The sequence below is a fragment of the Mesorhizobium sp. WSM4813 genome (assembly GCF_055811555.1).
Genome location: NZ_JBVVQU010000002.1, coordinates 128,968 through 149,342, shown reverse-complemented (window position 1 = coordinate 149,342; position 20,375 = coordinate 128,968). Strand labels below are relative to the sequence as shown.

The 20,375-nt window shown below is 63.2% G+C and carries 17 protein-coding genes; 6 read left to right on the top strand and 11 right to left on the bottom strand.

The window, feature by feature from the left end:
* Window positions 1–9: 9 nt before the first annotated feature.
* Genes AC0L25_RS01740 through AC0L25_RS01720 form a run of 5 tightly spaced genes read right to left on the bottom strand, consistent with a single transcriptional unit; the run spans window position 10 to window position 5,310 of the window.
* On the bottom strand, window positions 10–840 hold the full coding sequence (locus AC0L25_RS01740; protein ID WP_473593928.1) for a dipeptide ABC transporter ATP-binding protein: 831 nt from the start codon (window positions 838–840) through the stop codon (window positions 10–12).
* A complete protein-coding gene (locus tag AC0L25_RS01735) occupies window positions 837–1,730 on the bottom strand; it encodes an ABC transporter ATP-binding protein (protein ID WP_473593977.1) in 894 nt (297 codons plus the stop codon). The genes AC0L25_RS01740 and AC0L25_RS01735 overlap by 4 nt, the downstream gene beginning before the upstream one ends.
* A 2-nt stretch (window positions 1,731–1,732) precedes the next feature.
* Window positions 1,733–2,650 carry an ABC transporter permease subunit gene (locus tag AC0L25_RS01730; RefSeq protein WP_473593927.1) on the bottom strand — a complete coding sequence of 306 codons (918 nt, stop codon included), beginning with the start codon at window positions 2,648–2,650 and terminating at the stop codon, window positions 1,733–1,735.
* A gap of 1 nt (window position 2,651) precedes the next feature.
* Window positions 2,652–3,659 carry an ABC transporter permease subunit gene (locus tag AC0L25_RS01725; RefSeq protein WP_473593926.1) on the bottom strand — a complete coding sequence of 336 codons (1,008 nt, stop codon included), beginning with the start codon at window positions 3,657–3,659 and terminating at the stop codon, window positions 2,652–2,654.
* Window positions 3,660–3,717: 58 nt separating this feature from the next.
* Window positions 3,718–5,310 carry an ABC transporter substrate-binding protein gene (locus AC0L25_RS01720; RefSeq protein WP_287087514.1) on the bottom strand — a complete coding sequence of 531 codons (1,593 nt, stop codon included), beginning with the start codon at window positions 5,308–5,310 and terminating at the stop codon, window positions 3,718–3,720.
* A 427-nt stretch (window positions 5,311–5,737) separates the two neighbouring features.
* Here AC0L25_RS01720 and AC0L25_RS01715 point away from each other — a divergent pair, with 427 nt between their 5' ends.
* Together AC0L25_RS01715 and AC0L25_RS01710 are read left to right on the top strand one after the other, a co-directional pair.
* The gene (locus AC0L25_RS01715; protein WP_473593925.1) at window positions 5,738–7,600 is read left to right on the top strand and encodes a long-chain-fatty-acid--CoA ligase; all 1,863 of its coding nucleotides are present in this window, start codon (window positions 5,738–5,740) and stop codon (window positions 7,598–7,600) included.
* 7 nt (window positions 7,601–7,607) lie between these two features.
* Window positions 7,608–8,345 carry a class I SAM-dependent methyltransferase gene (locus AC0L25_RS01710; protein WP_473593924.1) on the top strand — a complete coding sequence of 246 codons (738 nt, stop codon included), beginning with the start codon at window positions 7,608–7,610 and terminating at the stop codon, window positions 8,343–8,345.
* A 10-nt stretch (window positions 8,346–8,355) separates the two neighbouring features.
* On the opposite strand, the gene AC0L25_RS01705 is transcribed toward AC0L25_RS01710, so the two are convergent.
* Window positions 8,356–9,078 carry an HAD family hydrolase gene (locus AC0L25_RS01705; protein WP_473593923.1) on the bottom strand — a complete coding sequence of 241 codons (723 nt, stop codon included), beginning with the start codon at window positions 9,076–9,078 and terminating at the stop codon, window positions 8,356–8,358.
* A gap of 5 nt (window positions 9,079–9,083) precedes the next feature.
* Window positions 9,084–10,727, bottom strand: a complete 1,644-nt coding sequence (gene pgi, locus AC0L25_RS01700; RefSeq protein WP_473593922.1) for a glucose-6-phosphate isomerase — start codon at window positions 10,725–10,727, stop codon at window positions 9,084–9,086.
* A 299-nt stretch (window positions 10,728–11,026) separates the two neighbouring features.
* Here pgi and pdxR point away from each other — a divergent pair, with 299 nt between their 5' ends.
* Together pdxR and AC0L25_RS01690 are read left to right on the top strand one after the other, a co-directional pair.
* On the top strand, window positions 11,027–12,520 hold the full coding sequence (gene pdxR / locus AC0L25_RS01695) for a MocR-like pyridoxine biosynthesis transcription factor PdxR (protein ID WP_352958566.1): 1,494 nt from the start codon (window positions 11,027–11,029) through the stop codon (window positions 12,518–12,520).
* Window positions 12,521–12,705: 185 nt separating this feature from the next.
* The gene (locus AC0L25_RS01690) at window positions 12,706–14,295 is read left to right on the top strand and encodes a trimethylamine methyltransferase family protein (protein ID WP_473593921.1); all 1,590 of its coding nucleotides are present in this window, start codon (window positions 12,706–12,708) and stop codon (window positions 14,293–14,295) included.
* 21 nt (window positions 14,296–14,316) lie between these two features.
* Here the strand turns inward: AC0L25_RS01690 and AC0L25_RS01685 are convergent, their stop codons facing one another.
* The 3 genes from AC0L25_RS01685 to AC0L25_RS01675 form a co-directional block, all read right to left on the bottom strand.
* The gene (locus AC0L25_RS01685; RefSeq protein ID WP_473593920.1) at window positions 14,317–14,715 is read right to left on the bottom strand and encodes a hypothetical protein; all 399 of its coding nucleotides are present in this window, start codon (window positions 14,713–14,715) and stop codon (window positions 14,317–14,319) included.
* 159 nt (window positions 14,716–14,874) lie between these two features.
* Complete coding sequence (gene chrA, locus AC0L25_RS01680; protein WP_473593919.1) at window positions 14,875–16,269, bottom strand: chromate efflux transporter; 1,395 nt, start codon at window positions 16,267–16,269, stop codon at window positions 14,875–14,877.
* Window positions 16,266–17,084 carry a chromate resistance protein ChrB domain-containing protein gene (locus AC0L25_RS01675; RefSeq protein WP_473593976.1) on the bottom strand — a complete coding sequence of 273 codons (819 nt, stop codon included), beginning with the start codon at window positions 17,082–17,084 and terminating at the stop codon, window positions 16,266–16,268. Before AC0L25_RS01675 ends, chrA begins: the two co-directional genes overlap by 4 nt.
* 191 nt (window positions 17,085–17,275) lie before the next feature.
* Between AC0L25_RS01675 and AC0L25_RS01670 the strand changes: the two genes are divergently transcribed.
* Window positions 17,276–17,695, top strand: coding sequence for a GFA family protein (locus tag AC0L25_RS01670; protein ID WP_473593918.1), 420 nt, complete (start codon window positions 17,276–17,278; stop codon window positions 17,693–17,695).
* Between the two features lie 71 nt (window positions 17,696–17,766).
* Here AC0L25_RS01670 and AC0L25_RS01665 read toward each other — a convergent pair whose 3' ends face one another.
* On the bottom strand, window positions 17,767–19,572 hold the full coding sequence (locus tag AC0L25_RS01665) for an IlvD/Edd family dehydratase (RefSeq protein ID WP_473593917.1): 1,806 nt from the start codon (window positions 19,570–19,572) through the stop codon (window positions 17,767–17,769).
* 158 nt (window positions 19,573–19,730) lie between these two features.
* Here AC0L25_RS01665 and AC0L25_RS01660 point away from each other — a divergent pair, with 158 nt between their 5' ends.
* Window positions 19,731–20,180, top strand: a complete 450-nt coding sequence (locus AC0L25_RS01660; protein WP_473593916.1) for an SRPBCC family protein — start codon at window positions 19,731–19,733, stop codon at window positions 20,178–20,180.
* Window positions 20,181–20,375 lie beyond the last annotated feature (195 nt).

The window sequence follows — 20,375 nt, the reverse complement described above, 5'->3', positions numbered from 1 at the left end:
ATTGCGGCCTCAGGCGGCCTTCTTCTTCGCCAGCCTCGCCTTGATGCTGGCGACGTCGGCGCGCGGCGTCGCCGCAAACAGCGTCTTGGTGTAGCTGTGCTTGGGATCGGCAAAGACCTCGTCGCGCGAGCCGTATTCGACGGCCTCACCGTAATACATGACCATCACGTCGTCGGCGATGTAGCGCACCACCGAAAGGTCGTGGCTGATGAAGACATAGGTAAGCTTGAACTCGTCCTGGAGGTCGGCGAGCAGGTTGAGCACCTGCGCCTGCACCGACAGATCAAGGGCCGAGACCGGTTCGTCAAGCACCAACAGGCTCGGATTGAGCATCAGTGCGCGGGCAATGGCGATGCGCTGGCGCTGGCCGCCCGAGAACATGTGCGGATAGCGGTTGTAATGCTCGGGTCCGAGGCCGACCTTCTTCAGCATCTTCATGGCGAGATCGCGCCGTTCGTCGGCCGGTGTGTCGGTGTTGATGAGCAGCGGCTCGCCCAGCACGTCGCCGATCTTCTGGCGCGGATTGAGCGAACCATAGGGGTTCTGGAAGACGATCTGCACCTTGCGGCGCATCTCCTTCGTCAAGCCATTCTTGGCGATATCGACCTTGTTGCCGTCGATGAAGAGCTCGCCTGCCGTCGCGGGATCGATCAGCGTGATGATGCGGGCGAGCGTTGACTTGCCGCAGCCGCTTTCGCCGACGATGGCCAGCGTCTTGCCCTTGTCGACGCGGAACGAAACGCCCTTGACCGCATGCACCGTGCGAGAGGGACGAAACAGGCCGCCGCCGACATGATAGTCGCGCACGATGTTCTTGCCTTCGAGGACCGCCACGCTCATGGCGCGGCTCCCGTCGCCGGCTGAGTTGCCGCGGCAGGCCCGGTTCCCGCAGCAGAGGGGGCCGGTTCGAACAGCATGTCGGAAATGGTCGGCAGCCGATCGCCGACAGCGTTTTCCGGCAGCGCCGACAGCAGCGCGCGGGTGTAGTTGCTCTTCGGCTGCTCGAACAGCGACAGAACGTCGGCCTCTTCCATCTTGCGGCCCTTGTACTGGACGATGACGCGGTCGGCGGTCTCAGCCACGACGCCCATATTGTGGGTGATCATGATCAGGCCCATGCCGTATTTGGCCTGCAGGCCGACCAAAAGATCGAGGATCTGCTTCTGGATGGTGACGTCGAGCGCGGTGGTCGGCTCGTCGGCGATCAGCAGCTTCGGATTGCAGGCAATGGCGATGGCAATCATGACGCGCTGGCACTGGCCACCCGACATCTGATGCGGAAACGAGTTCAGCCGCTCTTCCGGCTCGGCAATGCCGACGAGCTTCATCAGTTCGATGGCTCGGGCCCGGCGCTGGGCGCGGTCCATGCCCAAATGGAAACGCAGTACCTCTTCGATCTGGAAGCCGGCGGTGAAGCATGGATTGAGGCTCGCGATCGGCTCCTGGAAGATCATCGAGATGTCCTTGCCGACGATCTTGCGGCGCTCGGACGGACTGAGCTCAAGCAGGTCGATGCCGTCGAAAGCCATACGGTCGGCCTTCACCGTCGCCGTGTTCGGCAATAGCCCCATCACCGCCAGCATCGCCACAGATTTGCCGGAGCCGGATTCGCCGACGATCGCCAGCACCTCGCGCGGCTCGATCGACAGGTCGATGCCTTGTACGGCCATGAACGGTCCGGCGGCGGTATCGAAGGACACGGTGAGATTCTTGATCTCGAGAAGAGGCATGGTCACGACCTCTTCAGCTTGGGGTCGAAGGCATCGCGCAGGCCATCGCCGATGAGGTTGATGGCAAGCACCGTGATTAGGATGGCGAGGCCGGGGAAGGTCACCACCCATGGCGCGCGCAGGATGAACTCGCGTGCCGTGGCCAGCATCGTGCCCCATTCCGGCGTTGGCGGCTGCGCGCCGACACCAAGGAAGCCGAGAGCCGCGGCCTCGAGAATGGCGTTGGAGAAGGACAGCGTCGCCTGCACGATCAGCGGCGCCATGCAGTTCGGCAAGATCGTCTTCACCATCAGCCTCAGATGACTGGCACCGGCCACCTTGGCGGAGATCACATATTCGCGGTTCTTTTCCGCCATCACCGCCGCGCGCGTGAGCCGCGCGAAATGCGGCTGCAGCACCAGCGCTATCGCCAGCATGGCGTTGAACAGGCCGGGCCCGAGGATCGCCACCAGAACCAGGGCAAGGAGCAGCGACGGGAAGGCCAGAATGATGTCCATGATGCGCATGATCAGCGTATCGACCCAGCCGCGGAAATAGCCGGCGAGAACGCCGAGGACGATGCCGCTGGTCAGCGAGAAAACGACGACGACCAGACCGATAAACAGCGAGAACCGCGCCCCAAAAATCAGCCGCGAAAGCATGTCGCGGCCGACCGCGTCGGTGCCGAGCAGGAACATCGATCTGCCGCCCTCCTGCCAGGCCGGCGGGGTCAGCAGCGCATCGCGAAACTGTTCGTCAGGCGAATGCGGCGCGACCAGCGGCGCGAAAATCGCCACCAGCACCAGGGCCGAGAACACGACCAGGCCGATGACAGCGCCGGTGTTCATCGAGTAGTAATGCCAGAACTCGGTGAAGGCGCGTTGCCGGCCGCCGGGCGGAACGGAGGCGGCGGTGGCTTCTGCCGTGGTTTGGTCGGTCATCTCACTGCACCCGGATACGTGGGTTGATGACGGCGTAGAGCACGTCGACGATCAGGTTCACCGCCATGACGATTAGCGCGATGATCAGCAAGCCGCTCTGGACGACGACATAGTCGCGCTTAGCGATCGCGTCGATCATCCACTTGCCGATACCGGGCCAGGAAAAGATCGTTTCGGTCAGAATGGCGCCCGCCATCAGCGTACCGACCTGCAGGCCGATGGTGGTGACGACAGGGATCAGCGCATTGCGAAAAGCGTGGAGCCCGATGACGCGACGCGGCGCCAGGCCCTTGGCGCGGGCGGTGCGGACGTAGTCCTCGCCCAGCACCTCCAGCATCGCCGACCGCGTCTGGCGCGCTATGACGGCGAGTGGAATCGTCGCCAGCACGATCGCCGGCAGGACCAGATGACTGGCGGCGGACCTGAAAGCGCCGCTCTTGCCGGAGATCAGGCTGTCGATCAGCATGAACCCCGTCGTCGGCTTGAAGAAATACTGAAGGCCGATGCGGCCGGAAACCGGCGTCCAGCCGAGATAGCCGGAGAAGAAGATGATGAGCAGCAGCCCCCACCAGAAGATCGGCATCGAATAGCCGGTCAGCGCCACACCCATCGTCGCCTGGTCGAACCATGATCCGCGCTTGATCGCGGCGAAAATGCCGGCGGGAATGCCGACGAGCACGGCGATGATCAGAGCGATCGTCGCCAGTTCCAGCGTGGCCGGAAACAGCGCCTGGAATTCACCGAGCACAGGCCGCTTGGTGGCGATCGATATGCCGAAGTCGCCGGTCAGGACCCTGCCGATATACTCCAGATACTGGACGACATAAGGCCGGTTGTAGCCAAACCGCTCGACAAGCTCCGCGTAGCGTTCGGGGCTGACGCCGCGCTCGCCGGCCAGGGCCATGATCGGGTCGCCCGGCAGAAGCCGGACGAAAGCGAACGCCGCCAGCGATATGCCGAACACGGTCGGGATGATCAAGGCGAGCTTGTGGAGGAGATAGCGGAGCATCTTACTTCATAGAACGGCGGCGCCGGAAGTCCAGCGCCGCCGTCCAATTTCTCAGGAGTTATTCGGTGACGTCGACGCCGTCAAACCGATGAATGCCGAGCGGATCCATGACGAAGCCCGAAACCTTCTTGTTCATCGGCATGAAGACCTTGGAATGGGCGATGGTCAGCCACGGGGCCTCACGCTTGAACACGACCTGAGCTTCCTCGTAGATCTTGGTGCGCTCGGCGACGTCCGTGGTTGCCTTGCCCTTCTGCAGCAGAGCCTCGAACTCCTGATTGCACCAGATCGCATAGTTGGACTGGCCGATGGCATCGCAGCCGAGCAGGAACAGGAAGTTGTCCGGATCGCCATTGTCGCCGGTCCAGCCGAGCTGGAAGGCGCCGTCACGATCCTTCTGCTTGCCGCGTTCGCGATACTCGGTCCATTCGTAGCTGACGATCTCGGCCTTCACGCCGATCTTGGCATAGTCGGCCTGGATCAGTTCCGCGACTCTTTTGGCGTTCGGATTGTACGGGCGGCTGACCGGCATTGCCCAGATCTTCATCGAGAGATCCGTGACGCCGGCATCAGTCAGCATCTTTTTGGCCGCGTCGGGATCGTACGGATCGTCCTTGATGTCCTTGTTATAGGACCACATCGTCGGCGGGATCGGGTTTATGGCCGCCTGGCCAGCGCCTTGATAGACCGCATCGAGAATGGCCTGCTTGTTGACGGCCATGTTGAGGGCCTTGCGGACCTCCACTTTGTCGAACGGCGGCTGCGTCGTGTTGTAGGCCATGTAGCCGATGTTCAGGCCTTCCTGCTCGTCGACCTTGAGGTTTGGGTCAGCCTGCAGGCCGGCGATGTCGGCCGGCGCCGGGTACGACATGATATCGCACTCGCCTGCCTTCAGCTTCTGCGCCCGCACGGCCGGATCGGTCGTGATGGCGAAGATCAGATCGTCGATCTTCTGGCGACCGCCATAGTAGCCGTCCCATGCCGCATAGCGGATGACGGCATCGACCTGGTAGTCGACGAACTGGAACGGACCAGTGCCGATCGGCTTCTGGGTGAATTGCTGCCTGGTGCCGGCTTTGTCGAGCTGGTCGGCATATTCCTTGGAGACGATCGAAGCGAAATCCATGCCGAGGTCCGGCAGGAAAGCGACTTCAGGCTTGTTCAGCACAAATTTCACCGTCAGGTCGTCGACCTTGACGATTTCCTTGAGAAGATCCGGGAAGCCCATGCCGGCAAAATATTCCCAGCCGGTGCCTGCCAGATAGTCGAACCACGGATTTTCCTTCTTCCACTGGCGTTCGAAGGAGAAGATCACGTCGTCGGCGTTGAGATCGCGCGTCGGCGTGAAATAGTCGGTGGTCTGGAACTTCACGCCCGGCCGAAGCTTGAACGTGTATTCGAGACCATCGTCGGAAACCGTCCAGCTCTCGGCGAGGCCGGGTGTGATGGTGGTCTTGCCGTGTTCGAACTCGACCAGGCGCGAATAGATGGTGCGCGACGACGCGTCGAAGTCGTTGCCACCGCTCCACGGCGACGGGTCGAAGCCGGCCGGCGACGCCTCCGAGCAGTAGACCAGCTGTTTCGCATTGGCCATGCCGCCGAGGACGCTTGCGGCCAGCAACGCGGCCGCAAAAGTCAGTTTCTTTTTCATGGAGGACTCCCTGATGTTCTTCCAAGCCCCTCTATCAGGCTCGCGAAGCGCGCATATAAGCACCGTTTTTCCGGCTTTGGAACACCCCGTTTGCCTACCCCACGGGAAGCAGAATTTAATTCTTCATGTCCGCAAAAAAAGAGAAGGAAATGTTAATTTCTGCCGATCACGGTATTATTGCCGACTGCATTTTTTTTATTGATCTTCAACCCGGCGTTGGTGAGGAACCACGACCATCGGCTTGTCATTGGCACGGAAGATTTCTTTCCCGTCTTGCGGCAGGGTCAGACTTGCACGGCTGCCGATAGTCGCAATACATAGATGGCAGGCTGGATTTCCTGGATGCCGGCAGCAGCGGAGGACGTCTCTTTTCATTCGGAGGCAACGCGGCAGGCAAGCACAATAAGAACAACCGAGGGAGGGACAGGTGGCAAAAGCACCAAGGACAACGGCCCCAGCGAAAGCGAAGGCCAAAACTGCCGCAAAACCGGCCAGCTCCGACAAGCCAAAGGCGCCTACGGCCAAAGCCGTTGCCAAGCCGAAAGCGGCACCGACATCGGCTACATCGGCGTCGAAGCCGGGTCCGGCCAAGAGATTGCCGAAAGCGGTTGGCGCCGGATCGCCTGAAAAGCCTTGGCTCAAGAGCTATCCGAAGGTCGTTCCTGCCGAGATCGGCGCCCTGCCCTGCGGCTCCATCGGCGATCTGCTCGCCGACGTCTGCAAGCAGTATGCCAGTCGGCCCGCCTTCACCTGCATGGGCAAGACCATCACCTATGCGGACGTCGAGCGGCAATCGGCCGCCTTCGGCGCCTATCTGCAGTCGACGGGATTGCCCAAGGGCGCACGCGTGGCGCTAATGATGCCGAACGTGCTGCAATATCCAGTGGCGATGATGGCAGTGCTGCGTGCCGGCTATGTCGTGGTCAATGTCAACCCGCTCTACACGCCGCGCGAGCTGGAACATCAGCTCAAGGATTCCGGCGCGCAAGCCATCGTCATTCTCGAGAATTTCGCCAACACCCTGCAGGCGGTGATCGCCAAAACGGCGGTCAAGCATGTCGTGGTCGCGGCGATGGGCGACATGCTTGGCGGCCTGAAAGGGACGATCGTCAATCTCGTCGTGCGCCGCGTGAAGAAGATGGTGCCGGCCTGGTCGCTGCCGGGCCATGTCAAGTTCAACGCCGCGCTGAAAGCAGGCGCCGGCATGAATTTCAAGCCGGTGAAGGTCGCTGCCGACGATGTCGCATTCCTGCAATATACCGGCGGCACCACCGGCATCTCGAAGGGCGCGGTGCTGCTGCACAGCAACGTGCTGGCCAATGTCGCGCAGAACGCGCTGTGGATCGAGGATGCCTTCACGGTCAAGCCGAAACCGGCGCATCTCAACTTCATCTGCGCGCTGCCGCTCTATCATATCTTCGCGCTGACGGTGAACGCACTGATGGGCATGCAGCTCGGCGGCCAGAACATACTCATTCCCAATCCGCGCGACATTCCCGGCTTCGTCAAGCAACTCGGCAAATACCCAATCCACATCTTTCCAGGCCTCAACACGCTGTTCAACGCGCTGCTCAACAATGAGGATTTCCGCAAGCTGGACTTCAAGCCGCTGATCCTGACGCTGGGTGGCGGCATGGCGGTGCAGAAGGGTGTCGCCGAACGCTGGAAGGCGTTGACCGGCTGCCCGGTCACCGAGGGCTACGGGCTTTCGGAAACCTCGCCGGTGGCCACCGCCAACACATTCAGCAATGGCACCTTCACCGGCACGATCGGCCTGCCGCTGCCCTCGACCGAGATCGCCATCCGCGACGACGACGGCAACGATTTGCCGCTCGGCGAAGTCGGCGAGGTCTGCATACGCGGACCGCAAGTGATGGCCGGTTACTGGAACCGGCCGGACGAGACCGCCAAGGTGATGACCAAGGATGGTTTCTTCAAGTCGGGCGACATGGGCTTCATGGACGAGCGCGGCTACACCAAGATCGTCGACCGCAAGAAGGACATGATCCTTGTGTCCGGCTTCAACGTCTATCCGAACGAACTCGAGGAAGTCGTGGCCCTGCATCCAGGCGTGCTCGAAGTGGCGGCGATCGGTGTGCCGGACGAGCATTCAGGCGAAGTGCCGAAGCTGTTCGTCGTCAAGAAGGATCCGTTGCTGACCGTTGAGGTGCTGACCGTCTATTGCCGCGAGAACCTGACCGGCTACAAGCGGCCAAAATACATCGAGTTTCGGACCGAACTGCCGAAGACGCCGGTGGGCAAGATCCTGCGGCGGGCGTTACGGGGATAGGTATAATTTGGGCGATTGCCTTACTGTCGATGACACGGCGGACACGCTTTCCCGTCCCGATCCGCTGACATTCATCAAGGCGAACATGCGTATCGCCCCTGTTTCGGCACTTCCCGAAATCCGGCTTTATGCAGCCCATCCCGCGAGCGGTCTGTGGCGGCTCACACATCCACAAGGACGAGCAGCCGAGCCGGAAGAAGAAGGAACCGAAGCTGACGAGGACGGGCCTGAGCCGCAGCCACCTTACTGGGCCTATGCCTGGGCCGGCGGCGCGGTGCTTGCCCGCTACATTCTCGATTGGCCGGCGACCGTGGCCGGGCTTCGCGTGCTCGACCTCGGCGCCGGGTCGGGCCTCGTCGGCATCGCCGCGGCAAAGGCCGGAGCGCGCGAAGTGATCGCGTCCGAGATCGACCTCAACGGCGTCGCCGCGCTCGGTCTCAATGCGGCGGCGAACGGCGTCGCAATCACGGTCGTCGGCGAGGACATCACCGCTGGTCCGCCGCCGCCGGTGGATGTCGTGGTGGCCGGCGACTTGTTTTACGGGCAAGATCTCGCCGACCGGGTCATCCCGTTCCTCGACCGCTGCCTTGCCGCCGGCATCAATGTGCTGATCGGCGACCCGGGCCGGGCCTACCTGCCCCGCTCGCGGCTCCGCCTGCTGGCCGAGTACCGCGTGCCGGATGTCGGCGAAGTCTGGGACGCCGCAATGAAGCCGAGCGGTGTCTTCTCGTTCGAGCCGGAGTAGCCCTGCGAGTTCAGGTCGTCTCCTTGACTCTTGCCGAAAGAAAGTCGGGCAGGTCGGCTACGGAATCCAAAATGACGTCGGCGATCTGCGACAGCGATTCCCGCGTGCCGGTGCCGGAGAGTACGCCGATCGCCAAACCGCAGCCGCCGGCCCGCGCCATCTCCAGATCGTGGCGATTGTCACCGACCACGGCGATCGCGGCCGGCCTCAGGCCGGTCAGGTCCGAGAAGGCGAGGATCGTATCCGGCGCCGGTTTCGGATTGGCCACCGCATCGTAACCATAGGCGGCGTCGAACAGCTGCGCGACGCCCAGCGTCAGCAATGTCTTTTCCGCGCCAGTGGTCGAATCGTTGGTGGCGACGCCGAGCCGGTAGGATTTCCTGTGAAGAACGCCAAGCGTCTCGACGATGCCCGGCAGCGCCACCGCCATCGCCGAGCCCTGCATGGAGGTGATCTCGTTGAAGCGGGCGACGGCGAGCATCTGGTCTTCGTCCGACAGGCGCGGAAACCAAAGCTCGACGACATCCATGTTGGTGCCGGAGGCAAAGATGGAGTCGGGCTTGAAGCGTTTGGTGGCGAAATCGTAGCCCGCCGCGGCAAGCAGCCTGTCGGCCTTCCAGCGGTCGCCCTCCGATGCATCCATCGCCATGAAATCGGCAACGCCGAGCCAGGTTGCGTTGAAGTCGACAAGCGTGCCGTCCTTGTCGAACAATATTCCTTTGATCTCGGCCAAGCCGCTTACTCCGATCCGCGCAGTCGGTGGATGTGTCCCACCAGTCCGGCGGTCGAAGCGTCCCGCTTTGCGGCATTCTCCTTGCCTTCCACGACAGGCAGCAGCCCGGTCGCCAGTTCCTTGCCGAGTTCGACGCCCCATTGGTCGAAGGAATTGATGTTGAAGAGCGTGCCTTCGACGAAGACGCGGTGCTCATAGAGCGCGATCAGCCGTCCGAACGTATGCGGATCGAGTTGTCTGTAGAGGATCGTCACCGAGGGCCGGTTGCCGGAGAAGACGCGGTGCGGGGCGATCCTGTCGACTTCGGCGGGCGCCATGCCCTTTGCCAGCATCTGCGCGCGCGCTTCCTCCAGCGTGCGGCCCTTCATGAAGGCCTCCGACTGCGCCAGGCAGTTGGCGAGCAGCAGATCGTGGTGATGCTTGAGATCCGGCTCATGGCCGATGGCCGCTGCGAGGAATTCGACCGGGATGAAATCGGTGCCCTGGTGCAGCAGCTGGAAGAAGGCATGCTGGCCGTTGGTGCCGGGCTCGCCCCAGACCAGTGGGCCGGTCGGCGTGGTCACGGCGCCGCCGTCGAGGGTGACGCTCTTGCCGTTCGATTCCATATCGAGCTGCTGCAGATAGGCCGGCAGCCTGGACAGACGCTGGTCGTAGGGAATGACGGCGCGGGCGGGGTATTGGCAGATCACCCGATGCCACCAGCCGATCAATCCCATCAGCGCCGGCAGGTTCCTGGCCAGCGGCGCCGTCTGGAAATGTTCGTCCATCGCGTGCGCACCATCGAGAAAGGCGCGAAAATTCTTCGGGCCGACCGCGATCATCACCGGCAGGCCGATCGCGCCCCAGACCGAATAGCGTCCGCCGACCCAGTCCCAGAAGCCGAAGACGCGGTCTGGCGCGATGCCGAATTTGGCCACCAGGTCGAGCGCTGTCGAGACAGCGGCGAAATGCTTGCCGACCGCTTCCTTGCCGAGCGCCTTCTGCACCCATTCGCGCGCCGTCTCGGCATTGGTCATCGTCTCGATCGTGGTGAAGGTCTTCGAAGCGACGATGAACAGCGTGGTTTCGGCGGAGAGGCCCTTCAGCGTGTCGTGGATATGGGCGCCGTCGATGTTGGACACGTAATGCGTGCGCGGCCCGTCGTGATAGGGCGCCAGCGCCAGCGTCGCCATGGCCGGGCCAAGGTCGGACCCTCCGATGCCGATGTTGACGATGTCGGTGATCTTCTTGCCGGTGGCGCCGGCCGCCTTGCCGGAGCGCACGGCATCGGCAAAGGCGCCCATCGCGTCGAGCACGGCGACAACCTCCGCCTTTACGTCCTGCCCGTCGAGGATGATGCCCTTGCCGTTCAGGTTGCGCAGCGCAGTGTGCAGCACGGCGCGGCCTTCGGTGACGTTGATCTTCTTGCCCGAAAACATCGCGGCGCGCCGGCCTTCGAGATCGGCGGCTTCCGCCAGCTTCTCCAGCAGATCCATCGTCTGCGCATCGACCGCGCATTTCGACCAATCGAGCAGCAGGTCGCCGTCGGTGGCGGAGAATTTTTCGAAGCGCTGCGGATCGGCGGCGAAAGCCTCGCGCATGCTGCCCGATTTGGCCGTACGGTGATCGCGCAGGGCGTCGAGCTGTTTTTGAAAGGACGATTGATCCACTGCCTCACTCCGAGCCTTGAGATGCCAGCATAACAGACCGGATGTTTCCGGCGCGTGTCGTCGCGTCCAAACTATCTAGTTGAACTCCGCCGGTTTCAATGCGCAGCGATGACGCACTGCGTCACGCCGGCAATGGCGCGTTACGTCACGCCGCGATGACGCGATGCGTCACGCGGGGGAAGGATCACTGGCGTAAATCGCAGTGATCAGAAAAATTGATTGGCGCAACAGCTTGTGCCACCGGTACATTCGACTGGTCCAGCCAAGTGAAAAAAGCTGGCCATCGAGGAACATCTCCCATGCCACAGCGAAACGACACGGCCATATGGTCCGGCCTGTTCCGGATTTCGGCGGAATCCGGCCAAACTCTGCAGGCGCAGATCCGTCAAGCGATCGTCGCCGCCATCCTCGACCGGCAAATCGCCGCCTCGATGCCGCTTCCGTCCTGCCGGATCCTGGCCGAGAAACTCGGCGTGGCGCGCGGCACCGTGGTGCTGGCCTTCCAGCAACTCGTCGACCAGGGTTTCCTGGTGGCGCGCGAACGGCGCGGCCATTTCGTCAATCCGGACGTGCTGGCGACGCCGGCCAAACCGCACCAGAAGGCGCCCGACCAGGCCAATGAGATCGACTGGAAGGCGCGCCGTCAAATCGCCGCCAGCGACATGCCGCCGCCGGCCAAGCACGACAACTGGATCAAGTCGTCCTACCCCTTCGTCTATGGCCAGTTCGATCCGGCACTGTTCCCGACCGCCGAATGGCGCGAGTGCAACCGCATGGCGCTCGCCGTGCTCGAGATCCGCAACTGGGCATCCGACATGGTCGACCGCGACGACCCGCTCTTGATCGAGCAGATCCAGGCGCGGCTGTTGCCGCGGCGCGGCATCTTCGCCAACCCGGACGAGATCATCGTCACGCTCGGCGCGCAGAACGCACTCTATATGCTGGCGACGCTGCTGATGACCAAGGGCTCCAAGGTGGCCATGGAAGACCCCGGCTATCCCGACGCACGCTCGATCTTCCGGCTGGCGGGCGCCGACGTCACACCGGTCCCGGTCGACCATTCCGGCATCGTAACCGCTTCTATTCCCAACGATTCCGGCTTCGTCTTCGTGACGCCCAGCCACCATTGCCCGACCATGGTGCCGCTGTCGGCGGAGCGCCGGCAGGATCTTTTGGCGCGCGCCAACCGCCACAACCAGATCATCATCGAGGATGGCTATGACAGCCAGCTTCTGGACGAAGCGCCGCAGCAGGCGCTGAAGAGCCTCGACCGTTCCGGCCGCGTCATCTATGTCGGCTCGATGTCGAAGACGCTGGCTCCGGGCCTGCGGCTCGGCTACATCGTCGCCTCGGCCGGGCTAATCTCCGAGCTTCGCGCGCTGCGCCGGTTCATGCTGCGTCATCCGCCGGCCAACAACCAGCGCGCGGTCGCGCTGTTCCTGTCGCTTGGCCATCACGAGGCGCTGGTGCGGCGGCTGTCGAGCGCCTTCGACGAGCGGCGTAAGCGTCTGATCCATGCGATTTCCGCCTTCCTGCCGGAGTGGCGCTCGACCGATTCCGCCGGCGGCGCGTCGCTCTGGCTCGAGGGGCCGCGCGGCACCGATTCGCGTGGGCTGGCCGAGGCCGCCGCTTCGCGCAGCGTCATCATCGAGCCGGGCGACCGTTTCTTCGACCGCACCGAAAAACCGTCGCGCTTCATGCGGCTCGGCATCTCCTCGATTGCGCTGCAGCACATCGAGCCCGGCATCCGCGAACTGGCGACGGCGGCCGGACGCAGGCCGGCCGCGGCTTGAGGCCTCGCTCGGGCCGTGACAGAGACCGGACGCCATTCTTTAGCGCTCTGGTATATGTGACGGGACCGTCTGGCTCATAGGCTGTGCCAATGCCGGCGGCATAGTTCGCGGCATAAGGGGACGAAGCAGGCCGATGGTGGACCAACCACCGCCGCCCGCTTCGCAACTAAAGTGGAGTGCCTCCCATGTCAGTGGCTGTTGAGAAGCCGGATACGCCCTCGGACCAACGTTCGCGGCGTTCCGGCGGGCGCGAGGCGCGCCGCGCCATGCGGGCGGCGCCACTTGCCGACGATATCAAGCCGGTGCGCGCCGGCCTCGAGGGCGGAAGCTACGGGCCGCTCGGCGAAAACGACCGCGAGCGCATCCACGAAGCGGTGCTGACGCTGCTTGAAACGGTCGGCTTCGCCAATGCCATCCCATCCTGCATCGAGGCGCTGACCAAGGCTGGCGCCACCCTCGGCGAGGACGGCCGCATTCGCTTTCCCCGCGCGCTCGTCCTCGACACCATCAAGAAGGCCGCCCGCCACTTCACCCTGCATGGCCAGGATCCCAAGCACGACATGCTGATCCAGGGTAAGCGCGTGCATTACGGCACGGCGGGCGCCGCAGTGCATCTGGTCGACGTCGAGAAGCGCTGTTATCGCGAGTCGCTGCTGCAGGACATCTATGATGCCGCCCGCATCGTCGAAGGGCTCGACAACATCCATTTCTTCCAGCGGCCGATGGTGCCGCGGGATATTCCCGATCCGCTCGACATGGATTTCAACACGCTCTACGCCTGCGTGATGGGCACGTCGAAGCATGTCGGCACGTCCTTCACGGTGCGTGAGAACGTCAGGCCAGCGCTCGACATGCTCTATGCGATTGCCGGCGGCGAAGAGAATTTTCGCGCGCGGCCTTTCGTCTCCAATTCGAACTGTTTTGTCGTACCGCCGATGAAATTCGCCGAGGATGCCTGCGGCGTGCTCGAGGCCTGCGTCGAAGGCGGCATCCCGATCCTATTGCTGTCGGCCGGCCAGGCGGGCGCCACAGCGCCGGCGGCGATTGCCGGAGCGGTGGTGCAAGCCGTGGCCGAGGTGCTCGCCGGCCTTGTCTACGTCAACGCCATCAAACCCGGGCATCCGGCGATCTTCGGCACCTGGCCGTTCGTCTCGGACCTCAGGACCGGCGCCATGTCGGGCGGCTCGGCCGAGCAAGCGGTGCTGACCGCTGCCTGCGCTCAGATGGCGCAATTCTACGACCTGCCGGGCGGTTCGGCCGCCGGCATGACGGATTCGAAACTGCCGGATATCCAGTCCGGTTACGAAAAGGGCATCACCGATGTGATGGCCGGCCTTGCCGGCCTCAACCTTGTCTACGAATCGGCCGGCATGCACGCCTCGCTGCTCGGTTTCTGCCTGGAAAGCCTGATCATCGACAACGACATGCTCGGCCATTGCCTGCGCTGCGTGCGCGGCATTGAGGTGACCGATGAGTCGCTGTCGATAGACACCATCGCCGAGGTCTGCCTGAAGGGGCCGGGTCACTATCTGGGCAATGAGCAGACGCTGCGGCTGATGCAGACGGAATATTTCTATCCGGCGGTCGGCGACCGCTTTTCGCCGAAGGAGTGGAACGAGAAAGGCAGGCCCGACATCTTGCAGCGGGCGATCATCGAGAAGAAACGCATCCTCGCCGAGCGCTTCCCGCGCCACGTGCCGAAGCCGGTCGACGACAAGCTGCGCGCCCGCTTCGGCAATCTTATCCATCTGCCGCGCAGCGGCATGGGCGGCTGACAACGCTTCTCGTCAAAGCGGTCAGTCCGCCCTCAACCCGTAGCGCTCGACGACCTCGCCATTGATCAGCTTGGCATGCAGCGTCATCAGTATGATTTGCGCATCGAAGCTGTCGCCGACCTCAAGTGCCGCCTCGATCCGGCGCTCCGCATCCAGCCTCTGTTGAAGGCCGTTGGATTGCTCGAATGCTTCCGGCCCGGCAACACAATAGCCAAGCAGCTGCGCCACCGGTGGATAGGCTTGTGGTGGCGGCTCGTCGGGCCAGTGATCCTTCATCAGATTGATGATGGTGAGCTTTGCTCCTTCCGGCACAAGGGCGGGATGAAGGTCGAAGCCGCGTAACGCGGCGTCGAGTTGTCTGAGGTCACCTGAGCGGCCGAACATTCCGAGGAAGCCTAGGGAGGAGCGCCGTTTCGCCATGATGTTCCTATCCGAATGCCCAAAACCGCAGCGAAGCGCCGCCGCACGCAGCCACCTAAAGCGCGTCGCGTTTGACCGGCCGCATGCGAAGCGCTCTAGGTGGTTGTTTTATGCATGTCGTTTATCGCAAAACCGCTGCACACTTTTGCGCGACATGCATTAACCGCTCGCTGCCAGCAACAAAACGCCAGCGATGGCCGATCCCGCAAGCGTCGGCAGCATGCCGATCTTCAGCTTCAGAATGGCGATCATGGCAGCACAGGACAGCAGCGCCGCACCCCAGTCGATGGATGAAAACACCGGCACGTCCATGCCAAACCCGATGTTGCGCACTTCGCCGAAGATGACGTGCAAGCCGAACCACAGAGCGAGATTCATGATGACGCCGACGACGGCGGCAGTGATCGCGGTCAGCGCCGCCGACAGCGCCTTGTTGCCACGCAGGGCTTCGATGTAGGGCGCACCGAGGAATATCCAGAAGAAGCAAGGGGTGAACGTGGCCCACAGCGTGAGCATCGCCCCAAGCGATCCGGCAAGCAGCGGGCTCAACGATCCGGATTGGCGGAACGCGGCAAGAAAGCCGACGAACTGCAGGACCAGAATGAGCGGACCGGGCGTGGTTTCGGCAAGTCCGAGGCCATCGACCATTTCACCGGGTGCGAGCCAGCCGAAGGACTCGACCGCTGCCTGTGCGACATAGGCAAGGACCGCATAAGCGCCGCCGAAGGTGACGACCGCCATGACGCTGAAGAACCCACCGATCTCAGTCCACACACTGGTAGATCCTGTCAACGCCCAGATCAGCAGCACAGGCCCGAGCCAGATCGGCAGCCAGATCGCAATGATGCGCGGCGCATGCCATCGCGTCGGCCTGGTGTGGGCCAGCTCGCCGCGCTCGAACATCAGGTCGACCGCGCCCTTGATGTCGGGAACCGCGTCTTTGCTGTGCGCCGAGCCGGAAAAAAGGGCGGGCGCAATACGGTTTCCAATCCATCCTGCCAGGCCGGCAAGCAGGATGATGAGCGGAAACGGCAGGTTCAATGCATAGATGGCGATGAAGGCGGCGAGCGCGATCAACACCATGACCCGGTTCTTCAGGGCCCGTCGTCCGATCCGGACCATCGCCTCGATCACGATCGCAAGCACGGCCGCTTTCACCCCGAAAAACAGCGCCTCGACCAGGGGGGTGTCGCCATACAGCGCATAGAGGATGCTCAAGGCGAGCATCACAAGCGCGCCCGGCGCGACGAAGAGGATGCCGGCGACCAGGCCGCCGATCGTCCGGTGCAGGAGCCAGCCGATATAGATGGCGAGTTGCTGGGCTTCGGGGCCGGGCAGCAGCATGCAGTAGTTCAACGCATGCAGGAAACGTTGCTCGCCGATCCAACGCCGTTCCTCGACCAATTCCTTGTGCATGAGCGCGATCTGCCCGGCCGGCCCGCCGAAGCTGAGCAGGCCGATTTTCGCCCAGAGTTTTACGCCTTCGCGGAAGGTTGGCGCAGTCGGCGCTTCGACGATCTCGGCCATTTTTCCCGAAGCCCCCGTTTCGCTCATGATGGCTTGCTCGCGCTCGGCCAGTTGTGCGTCTCCTCGGTGGCGTCGCGGCACCATCGGTAAAACGCATCGTAGAGCAGCATGCCTGCCTCCAGCTGTTCCAGATCATCGCGAAACATCCGCGACAGGCCAAGCGACGCGGCCAGGAATCCGGCTGCCTGGGGAACCAGATCGAGGCGTGCGGTATCGGCCGCGCGCACAATCGTGGCCAAGCGATCGAGCGCCTCGGATTCAAGCCCGAACTCTTCGATCATCGTGTCGAAGGTGCAGCGCTCGCCCCGGTGAGTCCAGAAGACATTGTCGATGTCGAAAGGCACGGCCTGAAAGCGATCCGCAACGTCCGACACTTCGGCCGCCTCGACAAAGAGGAAGACGGCGCTCGGGTCGATGAAGCGCCGGATCAGCCAGGGGCAGGCGATGCGATCGACCTTCGGGCGGGTCCGCGTCACCCATACGGTGCGGCCCTTTCCATCGCGGGGCGGCATCTTGTCGGCGTAAACCAGAAGCCCCTTGGCATCGCGCCAGGCTTCGAACCCGCCTTCGAGGGATTCGGCGCTGATGCCCTCATGCCGCAGCCATGCGGCCACGCCTTGCGAGAGCTTGTGTCCTCTTTGGCAGACGACCGCCACTCGGCTGCCGGCGAATTCAGGTGCCCAGGTCGAGACGGTTTTGAAATCACGCCGGCTTGAGGCCGGCAGCAGGCGCGGATCGGCGCTGTAGTCCTCGTCGATGCGAACATCGATGATCGCGGGCGCGCCCGGCAGACCAATCAGACGGGATAGTTGCGGTACAGTGATAGCGGTTGTCGACGGCATGGCGTCCACCTCCTTGAGAGAGAAGCTTGGACGCGAACGTTGGGCTGACGCCTCACGGGGTCGTCGCGATGCACCCCTTGCCACGATCGTGGATTTGTCGCGCCCGCTTGTCAAGCGTCATGCTTGGGGCAAAGGATGCTCCGGCTCCGGCAGCCGGTCTGGCGGAGCCAGAACACGTCTGGGAGGAAACGATGAAAAAGACCTATCACGGCAGTTGCCATTGCGGCGCGGTGCGTTTCGAAGCCGATATCGACCTCGCCGAGGGCATCCGCAAATGCAATTGCAGCTTCTGCTGGAAGCTCGGCTACCGGAAATCCTTCGCGGCCTATGAGGCCGTGCGGGTGACGGATGGCCGCGACCGGATGCGGGAATACAAGGCGACGCCGTCGAACTGGCCGGAAGGCGACATCAACCACTATATGTGCCCGAACTGCGGCGCGAATTTTCTCTCGCGCGGCTATCTCGACTTCATGGGCGGGAATTTCTGGGCGGTGAACGTCGCCTGCCTCGACGACGTCACCGAAGAGGAGCTTGCCGCAGCACCGATCGTCTACGAGGATGGCAAGCGCGACAGGCAGGACCGAGCGCCCGAGATCACCAGCTATTTGTAGAGCATGGACGTGTCCGCGGCGGCTTGGTCCGGATCAAGCCGCCGCTTGTGAGAGCTTCCGCGCTCCGGCGTTCAGTGATTGTCCCGCGGCACGCCGCTGGTGTGCGCCACATCCTGGTATTTCACCGCCGGCTTCAGCACCATTCCTTCGGAAAACTGGTCGACCATGCCGCGCTGGATCTCCTGCCATGGCGTCTGGTGTTGGGGGTATTGATAGCCGCCATTGTTCTGCAGCTCGGCGCGGCGGCGCGTGATCTCGTCGTCGGTGACGAGAATGTCGGCGGTGCCCTTGCGCAGGTCGATGCGGACGCGGTCGCCGGTCTTCAGCAGCGCCAGCCCGCCGCCTATGGCGGCCTCGGGCGAGGCATTGAGGATCGACGGCGAGCCCGACGTGCCCGACTGGCGGCCGTCGCCGATGCAGGCCAGCGCATGGATGCCCTTCTTGATGAGATGCGCCGGCGGCTGCATGTTGACGACCTCGGCGCCACCCGGATAACCGATCGGGCCGGCGCCGCGCATGAACAAGATCGTGTGCTCGTCGATGCCTTGCGCCGGATCGTCGATGCGGGCGTGGTAGTCCTCTGGCCCGTCGAAGACCATGGCGTTGCCTTCGAAGGCCTCGGGGTCCTTCGGGTTCGACAGATAGCGCTCGCGGAATTCCGGCGAGATGCCGCTGGTCTTCATGATCGCCGAATCGAACAGATTACCCCTAAGATTGATGAAGCCGGCATTGGCTTTCAGGGGCTCGGCGACGGTTCGGATGACGTCGAGATTCTCGTTGACGGCCCCATTGCAATTGTCGCCGATCGTCTTGCCGTTGACGGTCATCGCGTCGGGATGAGGCAACAGCCCGGCCTTCATCAGTTCGGCCACCACTGCGGGCACGCCACCGGCATGATGATAATCCTCGCCGAGATATTCGCCCGACGGCTGCAGGTTGACGATGAGCGGTATCTCGAGGCCGACCTTCTGCCAGTCGTCATTGTCGAGCGGTACGCCGAGATGGCGGGCGATGGCGTTGAGATGGATCGGCGCGTTGGTCGAGCCGCCGATGGCCGAGTTGACGACGATAGCGTTTTCGAAGGCCTGCCGGGTCATGACGTCGGAGGGCTTCAGGTCCTCATGCACCATGTCGACGATGCGTTTTCCCGTCTCATAGGCGATCTGGCCGCGCTCGCGATAGGGAGCGGGAATCGCGGCCGAGCCAGGCAGCTGCATGCCGAGCGCCTCGGCCAGGGAATTCATGGTGGTGGCGGTGCCCATGGTGTTGCAATAGCCGGTGGACGGCGCCGAGGAGGCGACGATGTCCATGAACTCGTCATAGCCGATTTCGCCGGCCGACAGGCGCTGGCGCGATTCCCAAACGATGGTGCCGGAGCCGGTGCGCTTGCCCTTGTGCCAGCCGTTGAGCATCGGGCCGACCGACAGCGCGATAGCCGGAATGTTGACGGTGGCCGCTGCCATCAGCAGGGCCGGCGTCGTCTTGTCGCAGCCGATGGTGAGCACGACGCCGTCGAGCGGGTAGCCGTAGAGCACCTCGACCAGGCCGAGATAGGCAAGGTTGCGGTCGAGCGCCGCGGTCGGGCGTTTGCCGGTCTCCTGGATCGGGTGGCACGGGAACTCGAAAGGGATGCCGCCCATCGAGACGATGCCCTCGCGCACGCGCTTGGCCAACTCGATATGATGGCGGTTGCAGGGCGACAGATCCGAGCCGGTCTGGGCGATACCGATCAGCGGCTTGCCCGACATCAGCTCGGCACGCGTCAGCCCGTAATTCAGGTAGCGCTCAAGGTAAAGCGCCGTCATTCCCGGATTGTCGGGATTGTCGAACCACTCCTGCGAGCGAAATTTCTTTTTTTGCGTGGGGGCGCCGGCCATCATGGTCTCCGTATTTGTATGACAAATCGATATGACAACGCGCGAGAGCAGGCAAGAGGCACGCGCCATCCGATTCCGGACTTTGGTGCGATAGACATAGATCGGGCCCCACGCTAGACGGGATCGGGGTTTGTCAATTTTGTATCCGGGAGATTTTGATGGCTTTGGTGATCGAAGGCGAGGAACGCATCGCCGCACCCCTGCAAAAGGTGTGGGAAGCGCTGAACGACCCCGACGTTCTGAGGCAGACCATTCCGGGCTGCCAGAGCCTCGAAAAGAAGTCGGACACTGAGATGGGGGCGACCGTGGTGGTCAAGATCGGCCCGATCAAGGCGACGTTCAACGGCGAGGTGACGCTCAGGAATCTCAACCCGCCGCATTCCTACACCATCCAGGGCGAGGGCAAGGGCGGCATCGCCGGCTTCGCCAAAGGCGGCGCCGATGTGACGCTGACCGCCGATGGGCCGGAGGCGACGATCCTCAGATATGCGGCCAAGGCTGATGTCGGCGGAAAGATTGCCCAGCTCGGCAGCCGGCTGATCGAATCGACATCGAAGAAACTGGCCGGACAGTTCTTTTCGAGTTTTGGCGAGAAGGTCGGCGAGTGATCCCTCCCCCTTGAGGGGAGGGTGGCCCGTAGGGCCGGGTGGGGTCGGTGGCAACGCGCTCCGACATTTCTTTCGTAAGAGGTTGAGGCAGCTGAGGCGGGGGGGCCCCCGCGGGGGGGGGGGGGGGGGGGCCGCCCCCCCCGGGGGGGGGGGGGGGGGGAGAAAAAAAAAAAAAAAAAAAACCCCAAACACGCG

Excerpts from the sequence above, each read along its gene's own strand:
- AC0L25_RS01725 (WP_473593926.1), bottom strand. The coding sequence starts at position 3,659 with ATGCTCCGCTATCTCCTCCACAAGCTCGCCTTGATCATCCCGACCGTG.
- AC0L25_RS01685 (WP_473593920.1), bottom strand. The coding sequence starts at position 14,715 with ATGGCGAAACGGCGCTCCTCCCTAGGCTTCCTCGGAATGTTCGGCCGC.
- pdxR (WP_352958566.1), top strand. The coding sequence starts at position 11,027 with ATGCCACAGCGAAACGACACGGCCATATGGTCCGGCCTGTTCCGGATT.
- AC0L25_RS01675 (WP_473593976.1), bottom strand. The coding sequence starts at position 17,084 with ATGCCGTCGACAACCGCTATCACTGTACCGCAACTATCCCGTCTGATT.
- AC0L25_RS01735 (WP_473593977.1), bottom strand. The coding sequence starts at position 1,730 with ATGCCTCTTCTCGAGATCAAGAATCTCACCGTGTCCTTCGATACCGCC.
- AC0L25_RS01690 (WP_473593921.1), top strand. The coding sequence starts at position 12,706 with ATGTCAGTGGCTGTTGAGAAGCCGGATACGCCCTCGGACCAACGTTCG.
- AC0L25_RS01665 (WP_473593917.1), bottom strand. The coding sequence starts at position 19,572 with ATGGCCGGCGCCCCCACGCAAAAAAAGAAATTTCGCTCGCAGGAGTGG.
- AC0L25_RS01660 (WP_473593916.1), top strand. The coding sequence starts at position 19,731 with ATGGCTTTGGTGATCGAAGGCGAGGAACGCATCGCCGCACCCCTGCAA.
- AC0L25_RS01720 (WP_287087514.1), bottom strand. The coding sequence starts at position 5,310 with ATGAAAAAGAAACTGACTTTTGCGGCCGCGTTGCTGGCCGCAAGCGTC.
- AC0L25_RS01740 (WP_473593928.1), bottom strand. The coding sequence starts at position 840 with ATGAGCGTGGCGGTCCTCGAAGGCAAGAACATCGTGCGCGACTATCAT.
- AC0L25_RS01730 (WP_473593927.1), bottom strand. The coding sequence starts at position 2,650 with ATGACCGACCAAACCACGGCAGAAGCCACCGCCGCCTCCGTTCCGCCC.
- AC0L25_RS01670 (WP_473593918.1), top strand. The coding sequence starts at position 17,276 with ATGAAAAAGACCTATCACGGCAGTTGCCATTGCGGCGCGGTGCGTTTC.
- chrA (WP_473593919.1), bottom strand. The coding sequence starts at position 16,269 with ATGAGCGAAACGGGGGCTTCGGGAAAAATGGCCGAGATCGTCGAAGCG.